This window comes from Bradyrhizobium sp. McL0616 (assembly GCF_049993385.1).
Lineage (GTDB): Bacteria > Pseudomonadota > Alphaproteobacteria > Rhizobiales > Xanthobacteraceae > Bradyrhizobium.
On the sequence record NZ_CP188255.1, the window covers coordinates 8,473,837 to 8,495,438 of the forward strand.

The window sequence follows — 21,602 nt, forward strand, 5'->3', positions numbered from 1 at the left end:
CCTGTCTCCAACCAAGAAACCCAAGGAAATTTCATGACGAGGAACCTCTCCCTGCTTGCTGCTGCAGCGGCCATGACATTGCTCACGGCCCAGGGCGCCCAGGCACAGAAGAAATACGACACCGGCGCGACCGACACCGAGATCAAGATCGGCAATGTCGAGGCCTATTCCGGCCCCGCCTCCGCCTACGGCATCATCGGCAAGACCGAGGAAGCCTATTTCAAGATGATCAACGACCAGGGCGGCATCAACGGCCGCAAGATCAACTGGATCTCCTACGACGACGGCTATTCGCCGCCGAAGACCGTGGAGCAGATCCGCAAGCTGATCGAGAGCGACGAAGTGTTCCTGGTGTTCAACGCGCTGGGTACGCCGACCCAGACCGCCGTGCAGAAATATCACAACGCCAAGAAGGTGCCGCAGCTGTTCCTGGCGACCGGCGCGAGCAAGTGGAACGACCCGAAGGGCTTTCCCTGGACCATGGGTTTCCAGCCAAGCTACCGGGTCGAGGCACGGGTCTTCGCGAAGTACATTATGCAGGCGAAGCCCGATGCTAAGGTCGCGATCTTCTATGCCAATGACGATTTCGGCAAGGATTACGTCGCCGGTATCAAGGAGATCTTCGGCGACAAGGCGTCTTCGCTCATCGTCGCTGAGGAAAGCTACGAGACCACCGAGCCCTCGATCGATTCCCACATCGTCAAGCTGAAGGACACCGGCGCCACTGTGTTCGTGAACATCGCGACGCCGAAATTCGCGGCACAGGCGATCAAGAAGATCGCCGAGCTGGAATGGAAGCCGATGCAGGTGATGACCGACGTCTCGATCTCGATCGGCGCGGTCATGCAGCCTGCGGGCCTGCAGGCCTCCGAAGGCGTACTGTCGGCGACCTATCTCAAGGATGCATCCGACTCGCAATGGAAAGACGATGAGGGCATGAAGAAGTTCATGACCTTCATCGACAAATACATGCCGGGCGCCAATGTCTCCGACCTCAACCTCGTCTACGGCTACGCCGCCGCGCAGACCATGGTGCAGGTGCTGAAGCAATCGGGCGACGAACTGACCCGGGAGAACGTGATGAAACAGGCCGCAAGCCTGAAGGACTTCGCGCCCGACGTCATGATTCCCGGCATCAAGATCAACACGTCGCCCAACGACTTCGCCCCGATCGAGCAGCTCAAGATGATTCAGTTCAAGGGCGGCAAGTGGGACCTGTTCGGCGACGTCATCAGTGCCGAGACCGGCGGCTAACGCCGCTCGACGTATCCGTTTGAAGGCACCGAATAGCGGCCGAAGGGCCGCTATTCTTTTTCGTCCTGCTCCACCTCGATCGCCACGATGGACAGGCCCAGACGGCGCGCATCGCCGACGCCTCTGAGCACGGGACATGCCCAGGCAAGCGTAGCGATGCCTGAGCGCGGCAGGTCGAGGCTCAGAGTATAGCTGCCGCGGCCGATCGCGATCGCGGCGGGATCGACGCGCGCGCCGTCGAGATAGAAATGCGCACCGATCTTCTCCAGCGGCGCGCGGAGGGCGGGACTTTGGATGCAGACCGTGTTGCGTCCCGGAGCGCCCGTGATGCGGACCGCCGCCTGCGGCTCGCTCCAGCGAAATGTGCAGCCGACTGACGATTCCACGGCGTGGAAGCCGGCCTGCGCGACGACGTTGTCGCCGAGCAGTCCCGTGGCAGGTCCGCGAGCGCGACGGATGCAATCGAGCCGCTGAAGCCGGATCAGCGATGCGATGTAGCGCTTCATCCCTCCTGCGATGGCTTCGCTCGACCCGACCACTGTCAGTATGGCCAGGACCGTGTGCGCATGCGCGACGGCGAGGCGCGCCGTGGCGCGCGCACGGACATCGCCGCACAGCAAGACCTCCGTCCAACGCCAGAAGGCGCGCAGCTTCTCGCCGGGCCGCTTCCAGCCTCGGCCAGCGAGGCTGTAGCGCACGAGCGCATTCAACGCATCGTGGGCAAGCGATACATCGAAATTGCCTCGTGTGCTCCACTCGACGGGAATTTCGAGCAGCTCGCTGCCGGGGTCGTGGCGCGCCTCGCTGAGATAGCGGATCTCACCCTGCACGAAATCGAGTGTGAACGCTTTCAGCTCGCCGATCCGGCCGGTGTAGTAGTGGTGGAAACGCGCGTCTTCGAGATAACCGATGGAATAGCCCCGCGCAAAATATCCGGCGGCGAGCACCCATTCGGCGAAATGGCCGAGCTCGGCGCGCAAGCCGCCGCATTCCTCGTAGACATCGCGCCGCGTCACGAAGCACTGGTCCAGCACCTTGCGCCAGGGATGCTGCGTCATGCCGAACTCGATGTCGGCCTGGTACATCGCAGCCTCTGCTTCCGAGAGACGGTTTTGGCAGATCGGGACCGACCGGCAGGAAAAACCCGCCCAATCCGGATGCGCGTCGATCGCGCGGATGCAGAGCTCGATCACGTCGGGCTCAGGCCGGCAATGCGATTCCGTGAAGAACAGATATCTGCCGTGGGCTTTCGCGGCGCCGAATGCGCAGAGCCCGACGTCGTGATCGGAGTTGGTGAATTCGAGGCGCGCTCTGCCGCCGGCGAGCGCCGTCAGCTGCTCGCGCGCCGTGAAATCGGGTGGCACGACCAGGATGATCTCGTAGAGAGATTGATCCGCGATCTGCGATGTCCAGCCGAGCCAGGACTGCTCCCACTGCCCGCGGTGAAATTCAAGCGGGATGATGATGGAGAACAGCGGAGATTCACCGCCGGATTTTGCGGGTAGGTCCAGCATGATCGCCTTATAGACGGATGTGCGGCGGATGCTGGACTATTCTGTTCGGATAATTAACTATCCCGGCAGGAACAACGCAAACGGTTCTTCCACCGTGCGGCGCAGGTGGCTTCGATACAATGCGTAGTTGACGTTGCCGGGCGCAATTCGCCCAAGCGTCGGCTCCGGAACGTTTCCAATCGGCACATAGGCGATTGGCGCGGCGATCGGCGTCAGCTGCGAGCCGGGGCCGGCACGCAACGACGAGATGATGCCGTACATCTCGCCAGCCACCGTCGGCCGCGACACCGTGATCACGCGATGCTGGCCGTGCTTGTTGATGACGAGATAAATGAAGCCGGACTGATGCGGTACCGCAACCTCGCCGGTGTGCTCATAGGCCGCATCCGTCCGCTCGCCCTCGCGGAAGACCAGCGCGGAGACCTTCGGCTCCCAGACGATCTCGGTGCGATAGGCGAAGATCGCATCCTTGTCGCCGAACGACGGCCTCAGCGTGATGTAGACATCCTCGATCCACGTCACCGCGCGATGCGAATAGGAGCCGAGGCTGTCGGGAGCGACATCGTTTCCGGCCGCGGGCGTCGGCGCAACCATACTCTTGCGCAAGGACACACCCAGCGCCTGCTCCAGCCGGACCGTGGTTGCCAGCGTGAACGGACGGCGGCCGCCGAGCGCCTTCTCCAGGGTCGACAGGCTGAGCTTGGCCTGCTCGGCCAGCGCCTGCCGCGAGATCCGGCGTCTGGCAATCTCTTCGCGGATCGTCTCCGCGACCTCGCGGCTTTGCTCGTCTGAAAGCTGCCCGTCGTTAAGTTTATCCGGCGTCTGCATCGTTAGCCCTGCTCCACGGACGCCAGTCTAGCAGGGCGGACAAGTCAGCACAAAACCGGACGTGACCGCCCGGGCGGCGGCCCGCCCAGGCCAGCCACGGCGGAACATTGCCGATCATTCTGCTCGCGAAAGCGGCCCTTCCCGACGGATGCTCCGTGTCGTCAACCACCCTTCGGGAGCAGGCCAAATGGACAATTACGACGCGGTCGACAGCAGCGAGCACCCTCTGCTGGGCAGGCTGATCAAGCTCGGACTGTTTCTCCTGGTGCAGGGCGTTGCCGTTCTGCTGGTCAGCTTCGTGGCGCTGCTGGTCAGCTTTGAGCCGGGCTGGTCGGCGACGACGGAGCAGGCGAGCCTGCTCCAGCCTGGCGATGCCAAATCCGGTAGCCTCCTGCTGAAGGAGGACGGCGCCTACACCGAAGCGATCCGCCTCGGCATCGACGTCGACATCACGGTGTCCGGACCGACGCTGCGTACCCGCGTCACGCAGGTCTTCCGCAACCCGACCAAGGACTGGGTCGAGGCGACCTACGTCTATCCGCTTGCCACCGGCGGCGCGGTCGACACGCTGAAGATGGTGGTCGGCGACCGCGTCATCGTCGGCGACATCAAGGAGCGCCAGCAAGCGCGAATCATCTACGAGGAGGCCCGCCGCGCCGGACAGAAGGCCGCACTCACCGAGCAGAAGCGGCCCAACATCTTCACCAACTCCGTCGCCAATATTGGCCCCGGCGAAACGGTGCTGGTCCAGATCGAATATCAGGAGCCGGTGCATCAATCCGGCAACGAATATTCGCTGCGCGTGCCGCTCGTGGTCGCGCCACGCTACAATCCGGCGCCGATCGTGCAGAGCGTCGACTTCCGCCGCGACGGCTCCGGCTGGGGCGCCACCAATTCGGACCCGGTGCCGGATCGCAACCGCATCTCGCCGCCAGTGCTCGATCCCGCCAAGAATCCTCCAGTCAATCCGACCAGCATCACGGTGCACCTGAAGGCCGGCTTCGCGCTCGGCGAGGTGAAAAGCCACCATCACAACGTCGAGATCGAGAGCCCGGACAACGCGACGCGCGTCGTCACGCTCGCCGACGGCACCGTGCCCGCGGACCGCGATTTCGAGCTGACCTGGAAGCCTGTCGCAGAGAAGGCACCATCGGTCGGCCTGTTCCGCGAACATGTCGGCGACGCCGATTACCTACTCGCCTTCGTCACGCCGCCCGCCGCCGAGCAGGCGACGCAGAAGGCCTTGCCGCGCGAGGTCGTGTTCGTGATCGACAACTCGGGCTCGATGGGCGGCACCTCGATCGAGCAGGCCAAGGCGAGCCTGCTTTACGCGCTCGGCCGGCTCCAACCGAACGACCGCTTCAATGTCATCCGTTTTGACGACACCATGGACGTGCTGTTTCCGGCATCGGTGCCGGCCGACGCCGCGCATCTCGGCGAGGCGACCTCGTTCGTCAGCGCGTTGCAGGCGCGCGGGGGCACCGAGATGGTGCCGGCGATGCGCGCGGCGCTGACCGACAAGCTTGGCGAAACCGGCATGGTTCGCCAAATCGTATTCCTGACCGACGGCGCGATCGGCAACGAGCAACAATTGTTCGAAACGATCACGGCGATGCGCGGCCGCTCGCGCATCTTCATGGTCGGCATCGGATCAGCGCCCAACACCTATCTGATGACGCGTGCCTCCGAGCTCGGCCGCGGCGCCTTCACCCATATCGGCTCCGTCGAGCAGGTCGAGGAGCGCATGCGCGGCCTGTTCGCCAAGCTGGAGAACCCCGCGGTGACCGGCCTCACCGTAAAATTCTCCGAGGCCAAAGCCGACGTGACGCCCGCGATCATTCCCGACGTCTATCGCGACGAGCCGCTGGTGCTGGCGGCGAAACTCGACAAGCTCGCGGGTTCGCTGGAGATCAAGGGACGTGTCGGAGACCGCCCGTGGTCGGTGACGCTGCCGCTGCAAAATGCCGCCGAAGGCAAAGGCCTGTCAAAGCTCTGGGCCAAGCGCAAGATCGGCGATGCGGAAGTGGCACGCACCCTGCGCGAGATGACGCCGGAAGATACCGACAAGGCGATCCTCGCGCTGGCGCTCGACCACCAGATCGTCACGCGGCTGACCAGCCTCGTCGCGATCGACAAGACGCCGAGCCGCCCCGAAGGCGCGCCGCTCAAGCTCAGCGAGCTGCCGATCAACCTGCCGGCCGGCTGGGATTTCGAGAAGGTGTTTGGCGAACGGCCGCAGCAGGCACCGCAGCTGCGCGAACGCCGCGCTGATGCAGGCCAGCCCGCGACAAGGCGGCCGGCACCTGTCGCGCCCGACACGATCCGTCTGCCCAAGACCGCAACCTCGGCCGAGCTGAAGATGATCGCAGGCCTGATCCTGATCGTGCTCGCCCTGATCCTGTTCGTATTCAACCGGCGTCAGCCCTTGCTCACTGACGCCGCTTGAGAGAGGAGCCTCCCCGAACTCCTCTTCTTCAGCGCGCGCGGCTGCCCGTCCCCATCCAAACAGCCGCGCGCGCCTTTTTTGTTGTCATTGCGAGGAGCGAAGCGACGAAGCAATCCAGACTGCCGCCGCGGAGACAGTCTGGATTGCTTCGCTTCGCTCGCAATGACGGAAGACATCATGCCCCGCTTCATCTCTCCTCTCGCTCTCGCGCTCATCGGCACGATCCTGTTCGGCGACGGTGCTCATATTCACGCCAAGGCGTGGCTCGCGCAGGTGCTGCTAGAGCGCGCGTTCGACAGGAGCGTGGCGAGCGGCGAGGCGGTCAAGCCATGGTCCTGGGCCGATACATGGCCGATCGCGCGGATCGAGGTGAGGCGGATCGGTGCCAGCGCCATCGTGCTCGCGGGCACGAGCGGCCAGGCGCTTGCCTTCGGGCCCGGCCATATCGACCAAACGGTTGAAGCCGGCGAACGCGGAATTGCTGTATATGCCGCGCATCGCGACACGCACTTCCGTTTCTTGCGGGATGTTGCCATCGGCGACGTGATCGAGATCACACGCGCTGACGGCAAGCATTTTCGCTACCGCGCGGACGCCTCAAGCGTGGTCCGTTTCGACGCATCGGGCATTGACCCGGCAACGCCGAACTATGAACTGGTGTTAACAACCTGCTGGCCGTTCGATGCCGTCACGTCCGGTCCTGAGCGCTACATCCTTCATGCCACGCTGATTGGAACCGGCAGCTAAGTTGTCCGTCGCGTCTTATCAAATCGCGCACAAATGCCGACTACATTCCGCAGGAGACGATGTTCCGGCGCAAGCGCGTGTGGGACAGCATTGGACCGATCGACGAAAGCTTCCACTACGCGATGGACTGGGACTTCATCCTGCAGCATCCTGCGGCGCAGGCCGGCGGGTTCAAGTTCGTGCGGATGCCGCGGTTTCTGTCCTCCTTCCGAATCCATGACGCTCAGAAGACGGCAGCGACTTACGCGGTCGGTGTCAGAGAGATGGGCATCTTGCGGCGCCGCGTCCTCGGATTCGACCCGACGCAGATGCAGATCCGGCGCGCCATCGCGCCTTATCTCGTCCAGCAACTCGCCTATGGCTACAAGTGGGGCGTGTTGCGCTGCTGACAGGACAACGCGAGACGGAGATTGAATCCATCGATTGCGATCAGCGTGCATCGCTGCGCATTCCGCCATACGGCATGCAGCCGTGCTGGTTGCCACTCCACGCAACTCGCCATACAACCACGTGACGCACCACCAAGAAGAACAACAGGTGAGGTAACACCATGGAAGCCCAGGTCTCTGCCAAGTCCGCTTCTTCCCGCCCATGGTCTCCCCCGCCCGATGCCAGCGACATCGTCAAGGGCATTCACGCCATGCTGCATCCGCACAACATCGTGCTGGTGGGCGCGACCGACAAGCCCGGCAACTATGCCGAGCGCATCTGGAACAATCTGGTCAAATACGGTTTCGAGGGCGGGCTCTATCCGGTCAACGCCAAGCGCGAAACCATCTGGGGCGTGCCGTGCTTCAAGGATTTCGCCAGCCTCCCGGAAAAACCTGATCACGTTCTGGTGCTGGTGCCCGCGCGCTTCGCCGTGCAGGTGATTCGCGATGCGGCTGCGGCCGGCGCGCGATCCGCCACCATCGTCACCTCGGGCTTCAGCGAGTTGCAGGACGAGGCGAGCCAGAAGCTCGCCGCCGAGCTGCAACAGGCTGTGCGCGAGACGGGCCTCGCCGTCACCGGCCCGAACTGCCTCGGCAATCTAAGCGCCGGCGAAAAGCTTTTCACCAATATCGACGACCGCATCGTCACCATGGAACAGGGTGCCGTGGCGATCGCCGGGCAATCCGGGGCCATCGTCATGGCGATCCGCCAGGCGCTGGAGGATCGCGGCGTCGGTGTCGGATACATGGTGACGACCGGCAACGAGACCGGGCTCGAGACACCGGATCTGATGCGCTATTTCGCCGAGGATCCGAGCGTCAAGGTGATCGTGGTCTATCTCGAAGGCGTGCGCAACACCAAGGCGTTTCGCGATGCCTGCAAGGCGGCGCGTGCCGCGAGCAAGCCGGTAATTGCGCTCAAGCTCGGATCGTCCGAGGGCGGCCGCGCCGCCGCAATGGCGCATACCGGCGCGCTCGCAGGCTCGATCGAGACATTCGACGCGATCGCAACCCGCGAAGGCGTGATCCGTGTCGGCGGGCTCGATGAGCTGATCGAGACCACCGAATGCTTCGTCCACGCCGCGGTGCCCAAGGGCGACCGGCTTGCGGCGGTCACACTGTCCGGCGGCAAGCGCGGCATGCTGATCGACGCCTTCTACGCGGCGGGCCTCAACTTCGCGCCGCTGAGTCCGCATGTCAGCTCCGAGCTTGCAAAGATGCTCGGCCCGGGCTCGATCGTCGGCAACCCGCTCGACGCCGGCTTTGCCGCAGTGGTCGATCCCTCCGTCTACATGAAATCGATCGAGCTGATGATCGACGATCCCGACATCGACATCGTCATCGTCGATGCCGAGCTTCCGAAGGCGCCGCATGAGCTGCGCGAGCGCAATTTGCGCATCGTCGACGAGATGGCGAGCAAAGCCTCGAAGCCCGTGATCTATATCAGTGCGATGTCGATCGGCTTCACCGACTTCACCAAGGGCTTGCGCAAATCGCTGCCGCATCTCGCGGTGATGCAGGGTATGGACCGCGCGGTGACCGCGATCAAATCGCTGCTAGCCTATGCGAAGCTGCGTAAAGAGGTGCCCGACATCGCTTCGAGTTCGAAGCCCGCCGCCCGCGCCGTGCTGGAGAAAGCGCTGAAATCGGCGACTGGAGCCGCGCTCGACGAGGTCGCCTCGAAGAAACTCCTGAAGGCCTATGGCATCCCGGTCTCGAAGGAGGGAATCGCGCGGACGGCTGCGGAGGCGGTGACGATTGCCAAGCAGATCGGCTATCCGGTCGTGGCGAAAGTCGTCAGCGCCGAGATTTTGCACAAATCCGATATCGGCGGCGTGGTGCTGAACCTCAACAGCGCGACTGAGGTGAAGAAGGCATTTGCCGACATCACCGCGCGGGTGAACAAGCTGAAGGGTAAGCCAAAGCTCGACGGCATCCTGATCGCACAGCAGGTCAAGGCCGACCTCGAGCTCGTCGTCGGCGCCTCGCTCGATGCCGAGATGGGACCTGTGGTACTGTTCGGCACCGGCGGCATCGACATCGAGCTGATGAAGGACGTGGCGCTTGCCGGTGCGCCGCTGGACGAGGCCGAGGCGCGGCTCCTGATCGGCCGCACCAAGGCCGGCATCAAGATGCGCGGCTATCGCGGCAAGCCGGCGTTGCACGAGGCCTCTGCGGTGAAGGCGCTGGTCGGCCTGTCCAATTTGATCGCGGATGCCGGCGACCGGATCGCCTCGATCGACATCAATCCGTTCCTGATCAACGCCAGGACCGGTGTCGCCGTCGACGCGCTCATCGTGCTGAACAATGCTGCGGCAAAACGTGCCGCCGGTCATTGACGTCGCGCAGGGCTGATTGGCGCGGCGTGATCCGCACTACTTACCATTGCGAACTGCTTCCAACTTTCCCGCTTTGGTCGTAGAAACAGCCTGCATGGCACGCGCGAGCAATCTGGTGATTGGAACGGCGACGCTGGCGGTGATCGCCGTGGCGTTCGGCGGCCTGCTCGGCGTGCAGAAATGGCGCTCCATCCAGAGCCGCAGCCAGTTGCGCGTGGTGTTCGAAGGCGGTTCCGCGAGCGGCCTGCGCCGCGGCGGCCCGGTCAATTTCGACGGCGTGCCGGCCGGCCAGATCCTGTCGATCAAGCTGGACAATCCCCGCAAGGTCGTGGCGCTGGTGCTGCTCGACAATTCCGCGCCGATCCGCAAGGACACCGTGGCCGGCATCGAGTTCCAGGGCCTCACCGGCGTCGCCGCAGTTTCGCTGATCGGCGGCGCGCCCTCCGCGCCGCCGGTGCCGCTGGACGAGGATGGCATCCCCGTGCTGACCGCAGATCTCAGCGACGCCGAAACGATCGTCGACACCCTGCACAGCGTCGACCGCACGATCGTCAGCAACGCCCCCGCAATCAAGGACGGCCTGCGCACGTTCGAGGACTACACGGCCGACCTCCGGAGCAAGGGCGCCGAGATCGATTCCGTGATGGCCAAGGTCGACAGCGCGTTTGTAGGATTCGACAAGGCGGTCACGAAGATCGAGGGTGTGGTGCCCGGCTTCGTCGACGGCAAGGCCGACGAGCTGTTCGAAAAGATAAAGGGACTGCGCGAACTCGCCGACACCATGAAGAAGAAATCGGCGAGCTTCCTCGAAGACGGCCGCAAGACCCTGCTCGACCTCAGCGAGGCCGCCAACAAGATGAGTGGGACGCCCGCGCCCGCCGTAGCCCCGCGCCCGCCACGCAAGCCTGCGCAGCCGAAGCGGTAGGGCCTACCACGCGTAGCGCACGACGCCCTTGCCGGCATAGGAGCGGGTGACGTTCGAGAACTCGCCCTCGAAAGTCAGTGCCGTGGACCAACCGTTCATCCAGTTCATTTGCACTGACGCCGTGGTCAGCGCGGAATCGTGCGCCTGCGCCGCGCCGTTCACAACGAAGGCCGCACCCGGCAATGTCTGGAACACCGCGCCAACGCTGCGGTCCGGATTGAAATCATGCGCCCAGGCGACACGACCGCGCAGCGTCACCACGCCGCCGGCGGCCGCAAACGCCTTGTCGGCGCGCAGGCCGAGCTCGGTACGGGTGTCGGTGACACTCTTGGCGGCGTAATTGAGCGCGAAACTGTTGTTGCCGACCACAGCGAACTCCGAGTAGCTCGGCAGGCTGAACATGGTGGCCTGGAGCGCGGCGTAGGGCGTCAGCCCAATCCACTGCGTCGCCTGGCGATAACCGCCCTCGATGCGGCCGGAGACGGCGTTGGCATTGAACTGCGCCCGCAGCTGATCGATGCCGGCCGCCGTGACGATGCGGTTGGTGGTAACGTCCTGCCAGCCATAGGCCAGCGCCGCCGTGAGATAGGCAGGTCCCGCGTTGTGACGCACGAAGGCACCGGCCTGGAACAAATCCGAGCGGCCCCAGCCGAGCCCGTTGACGCCAAAGCCGGTGCCGCCGCCGGCAAGCGCAAAGCCCGCGATCGTCGACGGCGAGAAGCGATAGTCGAGACCGACCGCGGTGCCGTAGACGCTGCTGGTGGTGTTGTTCGAACCGAGCGCCGTATTGCCGTCGGTGGTCTGCGAGCCGCCGAAGCCGGCAGCCCAGACGTTCCAGCGCTGCTCGAATGTCGGCGGCGGCGCCTTGCGATAGATCGAGGCGAAAGCGTCGCTGGGGCGCTTGCCGGTCGCGGCATAGGCCGTTGCGCTCGTCTCGTCGGCATATGGCGTTGCGCCCGGTGTGCCGCTGCGACCCGCGCTGAAGACATCGGTCAACAAGCCGATGAACTGATTCATCGCATTGAACGTGGTCTGCTGCGATCCCGTCGCGGATTCGCCCGAGGCCTGTGTCAGGCCGGCGGGACCAAGACCCGCGAATTCGGCCGGCAGGACGCCCTTGGCGTTGAAGAAATTCTGCAGCGTCGTGGCAACGTTCTGCTGGTTGATGTTGAGCGCGTATTTCGCGCGATAGTTCAGCGTGAAGTCGAGAAGGACCTCGTTCGACCCGACGGTCGTCGTGCCGATAAGACCACCCGGCGCCGCAACGCCGGTAAAATTGCCGGTGGCGGTGCCGAAGAAGTCCATGATCGAGTAGTGCTTCATCACCATGCTGCCGGGATACAGCGAGACGCCGACCGTGCCGTTCAACGTGACATTGCCGGTGACGAGCGCGTGGCTCGTGCTGGATCCGCTGCCGACCTGCACAACATAGACCGAGCCGGGCTGAAGGGTGAGATCGCCCTGAACCTGCATGCTCGAGCCCGGCCCGCCGTCGCCGGGCGCGTAAATGCCGCCGTTGGCGATGAATGTGTCGCCGACGATGCCGGCGCCATACAGCGCGGCGCCCGCATTCACCGTGGTCAGGCTCGACTGGGAGATGTCGCCATCGACGCGGAGGATGCCGCCATTCACGGTCGTCGTGCCGGTGTAGGTGTTCGTGCCGGAGAGGACCAGCGTTCCGCTGCCGACCTTTTCAAGGGAGCCCGGTCCGGCGGGACCGCAACCGCAGGGATTGAAATCGCCGATGACGCCGCTGACTTCGGTCGACAGATTGTTGCCGCCGACGACCAGCGTGTTGCCGCCACCGATGTAATAGAAGCCGCTGCCTTGGATCGATCCGGCGGTGATGCGGCCGTCGCTGTTCAAGCCGATGCTGCTGCCGAAATCGACAACGCCCGTACCGCTGGTGATGAAGCGCGCGTTGCCGCCGGTAGAATTGTCGAAGAACGAGGTCTGGCCGCCGCTCTTGGTGATGATCGTGGCATTGCCGGCCGTCGAGAAGGCGCCGAAATCGGTAATGCCGTTGGCCTCGTTGATGATGGTTGCGTTGGCGGCGGTTGCGGTGCTTCCCGGCACTGCGCCGAAGGTCGTGCCGCCAAAGTCCTTGTTGACGATGGTCGCCGAGCCCGCCGAGGCTTGATCGATGAACGCGGTGGTGCCGCTGTTCTGGTTGGTGATGCTGGCCGAGCCCGCATTGGTCTGGGTAAAGAAGGCGATCAAGCCGCCGTCATTGGTGATGGTCGCGCGTCCGGCCGTCGCGGTGTCGGTCCCGCTCCCGGTCGGATCGCCGAAATACAACTGGCCATTGTTGGTGATCGCCATGGAGCCGGCGGAGGTCGCATTGAGGAACATTGTCACGCCGGAGAAACCGTTCGTGAGCGACGGGACACCCGACATGTCCGCGTTGACGATCTTGAAGAGACCCTCGTTGGTGACCGCGCCGATGATGCTGGCGGTATGGGTCGCGTCACCAAGCTGCAATGAGCCGCAGGTGCAGATGAAGGTGTCACCGGTATAGGTATTGGCGCCGAGCAAGGTCAGGAAACCGGGTCCCTGTACGGAGATGCCGCCGGTGCCGACGATGCGGGAAGAGATCACGGCCGAGGGATCCCCCGTGCCGGTCACATCGTTGGTGACGAACGTGGTGCCACCCGGGGCCAGCCTGAGGTCACCGCCCTGGATGGTGTAGATCGAGCCGTCGGCGGTGAGGTCGAAGCCCACGAGGCTGGTCAGCTGCACGCCGCCTGGCGTGACCGTCACAGTGCCGCCTGTCGCAGGCGTCGAGGGACCGCTGCTGCCGAACTGCGTGCCGGCTGACGCGGGATCGTAAGCCGTGCTGGTCGAGCCGAAGAAGTCTGTCCAGTTGGTCGTGGTGTTGTCCCAGACGCCGCCTCCACCGTTGACGGCGCCGTTAGGTGTGGTTTGCGATCCGTTGAAGACCTGCTGCGCGGCCGTGGGGCTCGTCACTGCGGCCGCGCTCAAGGCGAGGCCAAGCCAGAGAGCCGCGCGAACCGCGGCTACACTCCGGCGCGAGCAACCCTGCCCGCTCGATGGCGACCCAGCCCCCACACTCTGCCCCTTACCCACGGCGCTCTTAGCAGCGCCGGGCGGAACGTAAGTCATGAGGGCGGTCAGTAGAACTAAGGCCGGGCGAGAATCCGCCAATGAGGCTGCAACTTAGGCAGATTCAATGGCTTATGTTGCAACCGAGCCACGTTTCGACACGGTCGCCTCCCATTCCGCGCATGCGAGGATGCGTCAGAATGTCCGACCATACGGACGGCCATTCACATCGCCGGTCATCCGATGCTCCGCTGCCTGCTCCGCGCGCGGACGACCCTGCAGCATCCAAACTGACTCAGTAATTGCTGGCCGCAGCTTCATTCGGAATCCCGTCGATCGGGCACTCATCGGTCCCCGGGGTCGAGCGGGTCATCGCCTCGACCAAGTCGCGCGTTCCTTCCGGATCGGCGATCCAGTTCTTGTAGAAATCATAGGGACAGGCCGCGACGCCGCGCGGGCTCTCGCCGGAATTGATCATCCCGGTGTAGCCGCGATGGACCAGCTTGTAGAGATGGTTCTGCGACTGGCCATTGCGGCGCGCGTCGCGGATCAGATGTTTCGACAGCTGGGCGTACTGGATGCCGTAGTCCTCCTCGCCGCATTCGCCGAGCGTGCGGCCATCGAAGCCGATGATCGCGGAATGACCGAAATAGGAATAGACGCCGTCGAAGCCGGCGGCATTGGCGACTGCAACGTAGACGTTGTTGGCCCACGCCATCGCCTTGGAAATCAGGATCTGCTGCTCCTTGGCCGGATACATGTAGCCCTGGCAGCGCACGATCAGCTCGGCGCCCTTCATGGCGCAGTCGCGCCAGATCTCCGGAAAATTGCCGTCGTCGCAGATGATCAGGCTGACCTTCATCCCTTTCGGGCCTTCGGAGACATAGGTGCAATTGCCGGGATACCAGCCCTCGATCGGCACCCACGGCATGATCTTGCGGTACTTCTGCACGATCTCGCCCTTGTCGTTCATCAGGATCAGGGTGTTGTAGGGCGCCTTGTGCGGATGCTCCTCGTGGCGTTCGCCAGTGAGCGAGAACACGCCCCACACCTTCGCCTTGCGGCACGCCTCGGCGAAGATCGCGGTCTCTTCGCCGGGCACAGCGCAGGCGGTCTCGTACATCTCCTTGGAGTCGTACATGATGCCCTGGGTGGAGTATTCCGGGAATATCACCAGGTCCATACCGGGCAGGCCGGTCTTCATGCCCACCAGCATGTCGGCGATCTTGCGGGCGTTGTCGAGCACCTCGGCCTTGGTGTGCATGCGGGGCATCTTGTAGTTGACCACCGCGACGCCGACGGTGTCATTGCTGCTGGAAATGTCGCCGTGAAGCATTTGGGCCGCTCCTGTTTTATTCGTTTGATGTTGGCGCGTGGCGCTAGTGGCTGATCATCCAGGGCCGCGCGGTGGGAAAGCCCTTGGCGCCGCTCTTGGTCTTGGTCACCAGCCGCGCCGGCTTTTTCTTGTCCGACGCATTCTTTGAATTCTTGCCCGACGAGCAGCAGCCGCAGCCGGGGGCGTGCGAGGCCTTGTATTGCGCAACCGTCTGCGGCGCATGCGAGCTTCGCTCGTTGACGGCATGCGCCTTGCGCTTCTCCGCCGGCATGCAGAAGAAATTCGGCGCGGTGAGGATCACCCGCGGCGCCATGGTTTCGCAGTGCGGGCAGGATTGGGGATCATCGCATTCCGCCATCGGGCGCAGATCCTTGAACGGACCGCAATCGTCACAGAGATATTCATAGACCGGCATCGCATCATCCCTACGCTGTTGCCTGTGAGAGATTGTCGCGCGGCGGATGCGGGGCGGCAGATACGCGCCGTCCCGCATCCTGTCGCGCAGGGATCATTTGTCCGGCGAGATCGGCATCTGGATGTCGCCCTTGATGTGCTTGATCGGGCCGGCCGACGACGGCATCACGTCGAAGTCGAAGATCTCCGTCGGCAGCCATAACGTGGCGCAGGCGTTCGGCACGTCGACCACGCCTGAGATGTGGCCCTGAACCGGTGCGGTGCCAAGGATCGAATAGGCCTGGGCGCCGGAGTAGCCGAACTTCTTCAGATATTCGATCGCATTCAGGCAGGCTTGGCGATAGGCGATAGTGACGTCGAGATAGTGCTGTTTGCCGGCTTCGTCGACCGAGATGCCCTCGAAGATCAGATAGTCCTTGTAGTTCGGCGTGATCGGCGACGGCTTGAAGATCGGATTCTTGACACCGTACTTCGCCATGCCATCCTTGATCACCTCGACCTTGATATGCAGCCAGCCAGCCATCTCGATCGCGCCGCAGAAGGTGATCTCGCCGTCGCCCTGGCTGAAGTGCAGATCGCCCATCGAGAGACCCGCGCCCGGGACATAGACCGGGAAGTAGATCTTCGAGCCGCGCGACAGATCCTTGATGTCGCAATTGCCACCGTGTTCGCGGGGCGGCACGGTGCGCGCGCCTTCCGCGCCGATCTTGTCCTTGACGTCGCCCTTGGCGCGGCCGCCATGGGCGGTTGGCGCGAACGGCGGATTGGCGAGACCGGGCACGCGGGTCGGGTTGGTTGCGATCAGCTCGGCCTCACGCTTGTTCCAGGTGTCCAGCATCTTCGGATCGGGCAGACAGCCGATCAGGCCGGGATGGATAAGCCCCGCAAAGTTCACGCCGGGAATGTGGCGCGAAGAGGTGTAGAGACCCTTGATGTCCCAGATGGACTTCTGCGCCAGCGGGAAATGGTCGGTGAGGAAGCCGCCGCCATTTTGCTTGGAGAAGAAGCCGTTGAAGCCCCACAGGCTCTCCTTCAGCGGACCGACGTCGAGCAGGTCAACGACGAGAAGATCGCCGGGCTCGGCGCCCTTGACGCCGATCGGGCCGGAGAGGAAGTGCACGATCGACAGGTCGATGTCGCGCACGTCATCAGCGGAATCGTTGTTCTTGATGAAGCCGCCGGTCCAGTCATAGGTCTCGATGATGAAATCATCGCCGGGATTGACCCAGGACACGATCGGGATGTCGGGGTGCCAGCGGTTGTGCACCATGTCATTTTCGTAAGGCGACTTGGTGAGATCGACCTTGATCAGTGTCTCTGGCATCGAGAAGCTCCCCTTTTGCACGGTTGGTTAGACGGACAGATATTTCGAGACCTGCGCGGCATCGACGGCGTCACGCGGATCGTCGCGCACGATTTCGCCGTTCTCGATCACCAGCACGCGGTCGGCGATATCGAGCGCAAAACTCAGGACCTGCTCGGACACGACGATCGACAGCCCCTTTTCGTCACGGATGCGCTTCAAGGTGCGCGCCATCTCCTTGATGATCGACGGCTGGATGCCTTCGGTCGGTTCGTCGAGCAGCAAGACCTTTGGCTTGGTCGCGAGCGCGCGCGCGATGGCGAGCTGCTGCTGCTGGCCGCCGGAGAGATTGCCGCCGCGACGGCCCTTCATCTCCAGCAGCACCGGGAATAATTCGTAGATATCAGCCGGCACCTCGGTCCCGCCGGAGACGACGAGACCGGTCTCGATGTTCTCCTTCACCGTCATGGTCGAGAAGATCATGCGGCCCTGCGGCACATAAGCGAGGCCCTTGGCCACGCGCTCGTAGCTCGGCAGGCCGCCGAGCTCGGTACCGTTCATGCTCACCGAGCCGCTCTTCGTCGGCAGGATGCCCATCAGCGATTTCATCAGCGTGGTCTTGCCCATGCCGTTGCGGCCCATGATCGCAACGATCTCGTTCGGCGCGACCTTGACGTTGAGTCCGTGCAGCACCTCGCTCTGGCCGTAGGCGACGTGAAGATCTGAAATAGCCAGCATGCGAGGCTCCTTAATGGCCCAGGTAAACTTCGATGACCTTGGGGTCGTTCTTCACCTTCTCCATGGTGCCCTCGGAGAGGATCTGGCCCTGGTGAAGCACGGTGACCTTGTGCGCGATGTCCTCGACGAACTTCATGTCGTGCTCGATCACCAGCACGGAACGGTTCTTGATGATGCGGTTGAGCAGTTCGGCAGTCTTGGCGCGCTCTGAGACACTCATGCCGGCGACGGGTTCATCCAGCATCAAGAGGTCCGGGTCCTGGATCAGCAGCATGCCGATCTCGAGCCATTGCTTCTGGCCGTGGCTGAGCAGATCGGCGTTCACGTTCAGCCGGTCCTTCAGGAAGATCATTTCGGCCACTTCATGCACCCGGTCGCGCACGGCGGCGTCGCGGGTGAAAGTCAATGCGCCGAACACCGAGCGGCCGCGGGGGTAGGAAATCTCCAGATTCTCGAACACCGTGAGATCGTCGTAGATCGACGGGTTTTGGAACTTGCGGCCGACGCCAGTCTTGACGATCTCGTTTTCCTTCATCCGTGTCAGCTCCTTGCCGCGGAACTGGATCGAGCCGGACGTTGCTTTGGTCTTGCCGCAGATCAAATCGAGCACGGTGGTCTTGCCGGCGCCGTTCGGGCCGATGATAACGCGGATCTCGTTCTCGTCGACGTAGAAGGAGAGATCGTTGACGGCCTTAAATCCGTCGAACGACACCGTCAGCGCAGAGACCGCGAGCAGGAATTCCTTGGGCTGGTGACCTACGAGCATGATGATCTCCTCACTCCGCCGGGGCGCCGTCGGCGACCGAGCCGTCGGTCCAGCCTTCGGGTTTTGGTTTGCGCGACGAGATCAGGCGATCGATGCGCGGCTGCACGTAGTCGCCCCAGATCCCGGCCAGGCCGTTCGGGAAGGCCAGGACGACGGCGATGAACAGGCCGCCCAATCCGAACAGCCACAATTCAGGAAACGTCTCCGACAGGCTGGTCTTGGCGAAATTAACCAGCAGCGTGCCGTAGACCGCACCGAGGATCGACAGCCGGCCGCCGACCGCGGTGTAGATCACCATCTCGATCGACGGCACGATGCCGACGAAGGACGGAGACATGAAGCCGACATTGAGCGCGAACATGGCGCCGCCGATCGCGGCGAACACCGCGGCGATGCAGAAGGCGAAGATCTTGAAGTTCGCGACGCTGTAACCGGAGAACCGGACACGGTCCTCCTTCTCGCGCATCGCGACCAGGATGCGCCCGAGCTTGGAGTGCCGGACGAACTGCGCGATCATGATGCAGACGAACAGGCATCCGACCTCGAAGAAATATAGTACGATTTTGGCGTGATCGGGTCGGATGTCCCACCCCTTCAGCGTCCGCAAATCGGTCATGCCGTTGATGCCGCCGGTGTAGCCCTGCTGTCCCACGATCAGGATGGTGAGGATGGCCGCGACCGCCTGGGTGATGATGGCGAAGTAAGTGCCGCCGACCCGGCGCTTGAACATCGCCGTGCCGATGATCAGGGCGAAGATGCCGGGCACCAGAATAATGGCGGCGATGGTAAAGGTGAGGCTGTGAAATGGTTTCCAGAACAGCGGCAGCGAGGTGATCTGATTCCAGTCCATGAAATCCGGGATTCCCGGCGTCGACTGGATCTTGGTGTTCTCGACGCTGGAGGCTTCCAGCTTGAGGAACATCGCCATGCAGTAACCGCCGAGCCCGAAGAACACGCCCTGGCCGAGGCTTAAGATGCCGCCGTAACCCCAGCAGACCACCAGCCCCAGCGCGACGAAGGCATAGGTCAGATATTTGGCGACCAGATTGAGCCTGAAGACATCGAGCGTGAGCGGAAGGATCACCACCAGGAAGACCGCGAGCAACAGAATTCCGATCAACTCCGATCGATTGAAGAAGCGATTGTCGGTCATTGCATCAGCCTTCCGTTTCTCACTTACGGACCTTGAGGGCGAACAGCCCTTGCGGCCGCAGCATCAGGATTCCGACAACAGCGAGCAGCGTCAGCACCTTGGCCATCGAGCCCGACAGGAAGAACTCGAGGGTGGATTGCGTCTGCGAGATCGAGAAGGCCGAGGCGATGGTGCCGAGCAGGCTCGCGGCGCCGCCGAACACGACCACCAGGAATGTATCGACGATGTAGAGCTGTCCCGACGTCGGCCCGGTTGAGCCGATCATCGTGAAGGCGCTGCCGGCGATGCCGGCGATCCCGCAGCCGAGGCCGTAGGTATAGCGATCGACTTTTTCGGTGTTGATGCCGACGGCACCGGCCATAATGCGGTTCTGCACCACGGCGCGGACCTGGCGGCCCCAGCGCGATTTGTACATCACATAGGCAACGCCGACGGTGATCAACACAGTAAGGCACATCACGAAGACGCCGTTGATCGGCACTTCGATGCTGTCGGTGACGTGCAGCGACCCGAGCATCCACTGCGGCAGCTCGACGCCGACCTCGCGCGCCCCGAACACGGAGCGATAGGCCTGCTGCAAGATCAGGCTGAGTCCCCAGGTGGCGAGCAGCGTGTCGAGCGGGCGCTTGTAGAGATGCCGTATCAGCACCCATTCCACCAGCATTCCCAGCGCACCTGCTGCGACAAAGGCCAGGATCATCGCGAGGAAGAAGTAGCCGCTGAACAGGCTCGGCAAATAGGTCTGGAAGAGATTCGAGGTCATCCAGGTGACGTAGGCGCCGAGGATCATGAACTCGCCATGAGCCATGTTGATGACGCCCATCTGGCCGAAGATGATCGCAAGCCCCAGCGCCATCAGGACGTAGACCGAGAACAGGATCAGTCCTGCAAAACCCTGCATGACGAAGATGGAGCCAAGGTCACCAAGCGAATAGTCGCCGAACATCGATGTCCTCCGTCAGGGATAAGGGTCCCGCGTCGCGAGCAGGTTCGCGACGCGGGGGTCTTGGGCGTGGATTTGCTGTCCACGCCAGGGAGCGGCTTGGTTTCTAAGAAGATCGCGGCAGATGCCGCGACTTACTGGTAGCCCTTGGGGAACGGATCCGGCTCGACGAGATCGGCAGTCTCGAAGATCAGCTCGAACTGGCCATCGAGCTTGGCGCGTCCCACCCGGGTCTTCGACCAGAGGTGATGATTTTCGTGGATGCGCACATAGCCTTCCGGAGCGCCCTTGAACTCGACGCCGGGCGAAGCCGCCGCGATCTTGTCGACGTCGAAGGAGCCCGCCTTCTCCACCGTCAACTTCCACAGCCACGGGCCGAGATAGGCAGCCTGGGTGACGTCTCCGATGACGGTCTTTTCGCCCCACATCTTCTTGAACGCCGGCACGAACGCCTTGTTGTTCGGATTGTCGAGCGACTGGAAGTACTTCATGCAAGCATAGGCGCCCGCGATGTTCTCGCCGCCGATGCCGTCGATCTCGTCTTCGGTCACCGAGATCGTCAGCAGCGCCTGCTTGGAGAGGTCGATGCCGGCAGCCTTGAGCTGCTTGTAGAAGGCGACGTTGGAGCCACCAACGACGTCGGTGAAGATCACGTCGGGCTTGGTCAGCTTGATCTTGTTGATGACCGAGTTGAACTGGGTGTTGCCGAGCGGATAATACTCCTCGCCGACGACCTTGCCCTTCAGCACGTTCTCGACATGCTTGCGCGCGATCTTGTTCGAGGTGCGCGGCCAGATGTAGTCGGAGCCGACGAAGAAGAACGACTTCGCGCCCTTTTCCTTGGCGATCCAGTTCAGGCCGGCGAGAATCTGCTGGGTGGCTTCCTGGCCGGTGTAGATCACGTTCTTGGACTGCTCGAGGCCTTCGTAGAAGGTCGGGTAATAGAGCATGCCGTTGTACTGCTCGACCACCGGCAGCACCGCCTTGCGCGAGGCCGAGGTCCAGCAGCCCATGATCGCTGCGACCTTGTCGTTGACCAGCAGCTTCTTGGCTTTCTCCGCGAAGGTCGGCCAGTCGCTGGCGCCGTCTTCCTGGATGAACTTGATCTTGCGTCCGAGCACGCCGCCCATGGCGTTGATCTGCTCGATGGCGAGCTTTTCGGCTTCGATCGAGCCGGTCTCGGAGATGGCCATGGTGCCGGTCGCCGAATGCAGGATGCCGACCGTCACCTCGGTGTCGGTGACCGCCAGACCCGTGGTGTTGACCGTCGAGGTCGCCGGAGCCTGTGCAAAAGACGCCCGCGGCAGCATCGTGATAGCGGGCACGGCCGCCATTCCCATCAATAGTTTGCGCCGGAGCGGCGACAATAGGCCCTTGGTTTTTTCGTCTGACATGAGCACCC

Annotated in this window: 16 protein-coding genes and 1 pseudogene; 6 read left to right on the top strand and 11 right to left on the bottom strand. The window is 63.2% G+C overall.

Annotated elements, in window-relative coordinates; genetic code table 11:
• Positions 1-33: 33 nt before the first annotated feature.
• Entirely contained in the window at positions 34-1,254 is a 1,221-nt protein-coding gene (locus ACPPVR_RS40865; protein ID WP_426612135.1) for an ABC transporter substrate-binding protein, read from the top strand.
• 50 nt (positions 1,255-1,304) lie between these two features.
• Here the strand turns inward: ACPPVR_RS40865 and ACPPVR_RS40870 are convergent, their stop codons facing one another.
• Both ACPPVR_RS40870 and ACPPVR_RS40875 read right to left on the bottom strand, forming a co-directional pair.
• Positions 1,305-2,768, bottom strand: a complete 1,464-nt coding sequence (locus ACPPVR_RS40870; protein WP_426612136.1) for a glycosyltransferase family 2 protein — start codon at positions 2,766-2,768, stop codon at positions 1,305-1,307.
• 57 nt (positions 2,769-2,825) lie between these two features.
• Positions 2,826-3,596, bottom strand: coding sequence for a helix-turn-helix domain-containing protein (locus ACPPVR_RS40875; RefSeq protein WP_426612137.1), 771 nt, complete (start codon positions 3,594-3,596; stop codon positions 2,826-2,828).
• A 187-nt stretch (positions 3,597-3,783) separates the two neighbouring features.
• On the opposite strand from ACPPVR_RS40875, the gene ACPPVR_RS40880 reads away from it, so the two are divergent.
• The 5 genes and pseudogenes from ACPPVR_RS40880 to ACPPVR_RS40900 all read left to right on the top strand — a co-directional run bounded on the left by ACPPVR_RS40880 (position 3,784) and on the right by ACPPVR_RS40900 (position 10,484).
• Positions 3,784-6,042: a marine proteobacterial sortase target protein gene (locus tag ACPPVR_RS40880; RefSeq protein ID WP_426612138.1), complete on the top strand. Its 2,259-nt coding sequence runs from the start codon at positions 3,784-3,786 to the stop codon at positions 6,040-6,042.
• Positions 6,043-6,219: 177 nt separating this feature from the next.
• The gene (locus ACPPVR_RS40885; protein ID WP_426612139.1) at positions 6,220-6,789 is read left to right on the top strand and encodes a class GN sortase; all 570 of its coding nucleotides are present in this window, start codon (positions 6,220-6,222) and stop codon (positions 6,787-6,789) included.
• A gap of 35 nt (positions 6,790-6,824) precedes the next feature.
• Positions 6,825-7,178 (top strand): annotated as a pseudogene (locus tag ACPPVR_RS40890) (glycosyltransferase); the annotation flags it as partial.
• Between the two features lie 161 nt (positions 7,179-7,339).
• Positions 7,340-9,559, top strand: coding sequence for an acetate--CoA ligase family protein (locus tag ACPPVR_RS40895; protein WP_426612140.1), 2,220 nt, complete (start codon positions 7,340-7,342; stop codon positions 9,557-9,559).
• 94 nt (positions 9,560-9,653) lie between these two features.
• Complete coding sequence (locus tag ACPPVR_RS40900; RefSeq protein ID WP_426612141.1) at positions 9,654-10,484, top strand: MlaD family protein; 831 nt, start codon at positions 9,654-9,656, stop codon at positions 10,482-10,484.
• A gap of 3 nt (positions 10,485-10,487) precedes the next feature.
• On the opposite strand, the gene ACPPVR_RS40905 is transcribed toward ACPPVR_RS40900, so the two are convergent.
• From ACPPVR_RS40905 to urtA, 9 genes are all read right to left on the bottom strand, one after another.
• Positions 10,488-13,451, bottom strand: a complete 2,964-nt coding sequence (locus ACPPVR_RS40905; RefSeq protein ID WP_426612142.1) for an autotransporter outer membrane beta-barrel domain-containing protein — start codon at positions 13,449-13,451, stop codon at positions 10,488-10,490.
• A gap of 391 nt (positions 13,452-13,842) precedes the next feature.
• Positions 13,843-14,883, bottom strand: a complete 1,041-nt coding sequence (locus ACPPVR_RS40910) for an aliphatic amidase (protein WP_426612143.1) — start codon at positions 14,881-14,883, stop codon at positions 13,843-13,845.
• A 43-nt stretch (positions 14,884-14,926) separates the two neighbouring features.
• Positions 14,927-15,298, bottom strand: a complete 372-nt coding sequence (locus ACPPVR_RS40915; RefSeq protein ID WP_426612144.1) for an FmdB family zinc ribbon protein — start codon at positions 15,296-15,298, stop codon at positions 14,927-14,929.
• Positions 15,299-15,391: 93 nt separating this feature from the next.
• On the bottom strand, positions 15,392-16,621 hold the full coding sequence (gene fmdA / locus ACPPVR_RS40920) for a formamidase (RefSeq protein ID WP_426612145.1): 1,230 nt from the start codon (positions 16,619-16,621) through the stop codon (positions 15,392-15,394).
• A 27-nt stretch (positions 16,622-16,648) separates the two neighbouring features.
• Positions 16,649-17,338, bottom strand: coding sequence for an urea ABC transporter ATP-binding subunit UrtE (gene urtE / locus ACPPVR_RS40925; protein ID WP_426612146.1), 690 nt, complete (start codon positions 17,336-17,338; stop codon positions 16,649-16,651).
• 10 nt (positions 17,339-17,348) lie between these two features.
• Entirely contained in the window at positions 17,349-18,104 is a 756-nt protein-coding gene (gene urtD / locus ACPPVR_RS40930) for an urea ABC transporter ATP-binding protein UrtD (protein WP_426612147.1), read from the bottom strand.
• Positions 18,105-18,114: 10 nt separating this feature from the next.
• Positions 18,115-19,257: an urea ABC transporter permease subunit UrtC gene (urtC, locus tag ACPPVR_RS40935; protein ID WP_426612148.1), complete on the bottom strand. Its 1,143-nt coding sequence runs from the start codon at positions 19,255-19,257 to the stop codon at positions 18,115-18,117.
• Positions 19,258-19,276: 19 nt separating this feature from the next.
• Positions 19,277-20,203 carry an urea ABC transporter permease subunit UrtB gene (urtB, locus tag ACPPVR_RS40940; protein ID WP_426612149.1) on the bottom strand — a complete coding sequence of 309 codons (927 nt, stop codon included), beginning with the start codon at positions 20,201-20,203 and terminating at the stop codon, positions 19,277-19,279.
• A 131-nt stretch (positions 20,204-20,334) separates the two neighbouring features.
• Complete coding sequence (urtA, locus tag ACPPVR_RS40945) at positions 20,335-21,594, bottom strand: urea ABC transporter substrate-binding protein (protein ID WP_426612150.1); 1,260 nt, start codon at positions 21,592-21,594, stop codon at positions 20,335-20,337.
• Positions 21,595-21,602 lie beyond the last annotated feature (8 nt).

Coding starts and splice junctions, on each gene's coding strand:
- ACPPVR_RS40865 (WP_426612135.1), top strand. CDS start 34: ATGACGAGGAACCTCTCCCTGCTTGCTGCTGCAGCGGCCATGACATTG.
- ACPPVR_RS40870 (WP_426612136.1), bottom strand. CDS start 2,768: ATGCTGGACCTACCCGCAAAATCCGGCGGTGAATCTCCGCTGTTCTCC.
- ACPPVR_RS40875 (WP_426612137.1), bottom strand. CDS start 3,596: ATGCAGACGCCGGATAAACTTAACGACGGGCAGCTTTCAGACGAGCAA.
- ACPPVR_RS40880 (WP_426612138.1), top strand. CDS start 3,784: ATGGACAATTACGACGCGGTCGACAGCAGCGAGCACCCTCTGCTGGGC.
- ACPPVR_RS40885 (WP_426612139.1), top strand. CDS start 6,220: ATGCCCCGCTTCATCTCTCCTCTCGCTCTCGCGCTCATCGGCACGATC.
- ACPPVR_RS40895 (WP_426612140.1), top strand. CDS start 7,340: ATGGAAGCCCAGGTCTCTGCCAAGTCCGCTTCTTCCCGCCCATGGTCT.
- ACPPVR_RS40900 (WP_426612141.1), top strand. CDS start 9,654: ATGGCACGCGCGAGCAATCTGGTGATTGGAACGGCGACGCTGGCGGTG.
- ACPPVR_RS40910 (WP_426612143.1), bottom strand. CDS start 14,883: ATGCTTCACGGCGACATTTCCAGCAGCAATGACACCGTCGGCGTCGCG.
- ACPPVR_RS40915 (WP_426612144.1), bottom strand. CDS start 15,298: ATGCCGGTCTATGAATATCTCTGTGACGATTGCGGTCCGTTCAAGGAT.
- fmdA (WP_426612145.1), bottom strand. CDS start 16,621: ATGCCAGAGACACTGATCAAGGTCGATCTCACCAAGTCGCCTTACGAA.
- urtE (WP_426612146.1), bottom strand. CDS start 17,338: ATGCTGGCTATTTCAGATCTTCACGTCGCCTACGGCCAGAGCGAGGTG.
- urtD (WP_426612147.1), bottom strand. CDS start 18,104: ATGCTCGTAGGTCACCAGCCCAAGGAATTCCTGCTCGCGGTCTCTGCG.
- urtC (WP_426612148.1), bottom strand. CDS start 19,257: ATGACCGACAATCGCTTCTTCAATCGATCGGAGTTGATCGGAATTCTG.
- urtB (WP_426612149.1), bottom strand. CDS start 20,203: ATGTTCGGCGACTATTCGCTTGGTGACCTTGGCTCCATCTTCGTCATG.
- urtA (WP_426612150.1), bottom strand. CDS start 21,594: ATGTCAGACGAAAAAACCAAGGGCCTATTGTCGCCGCTCCGGCGCAAA.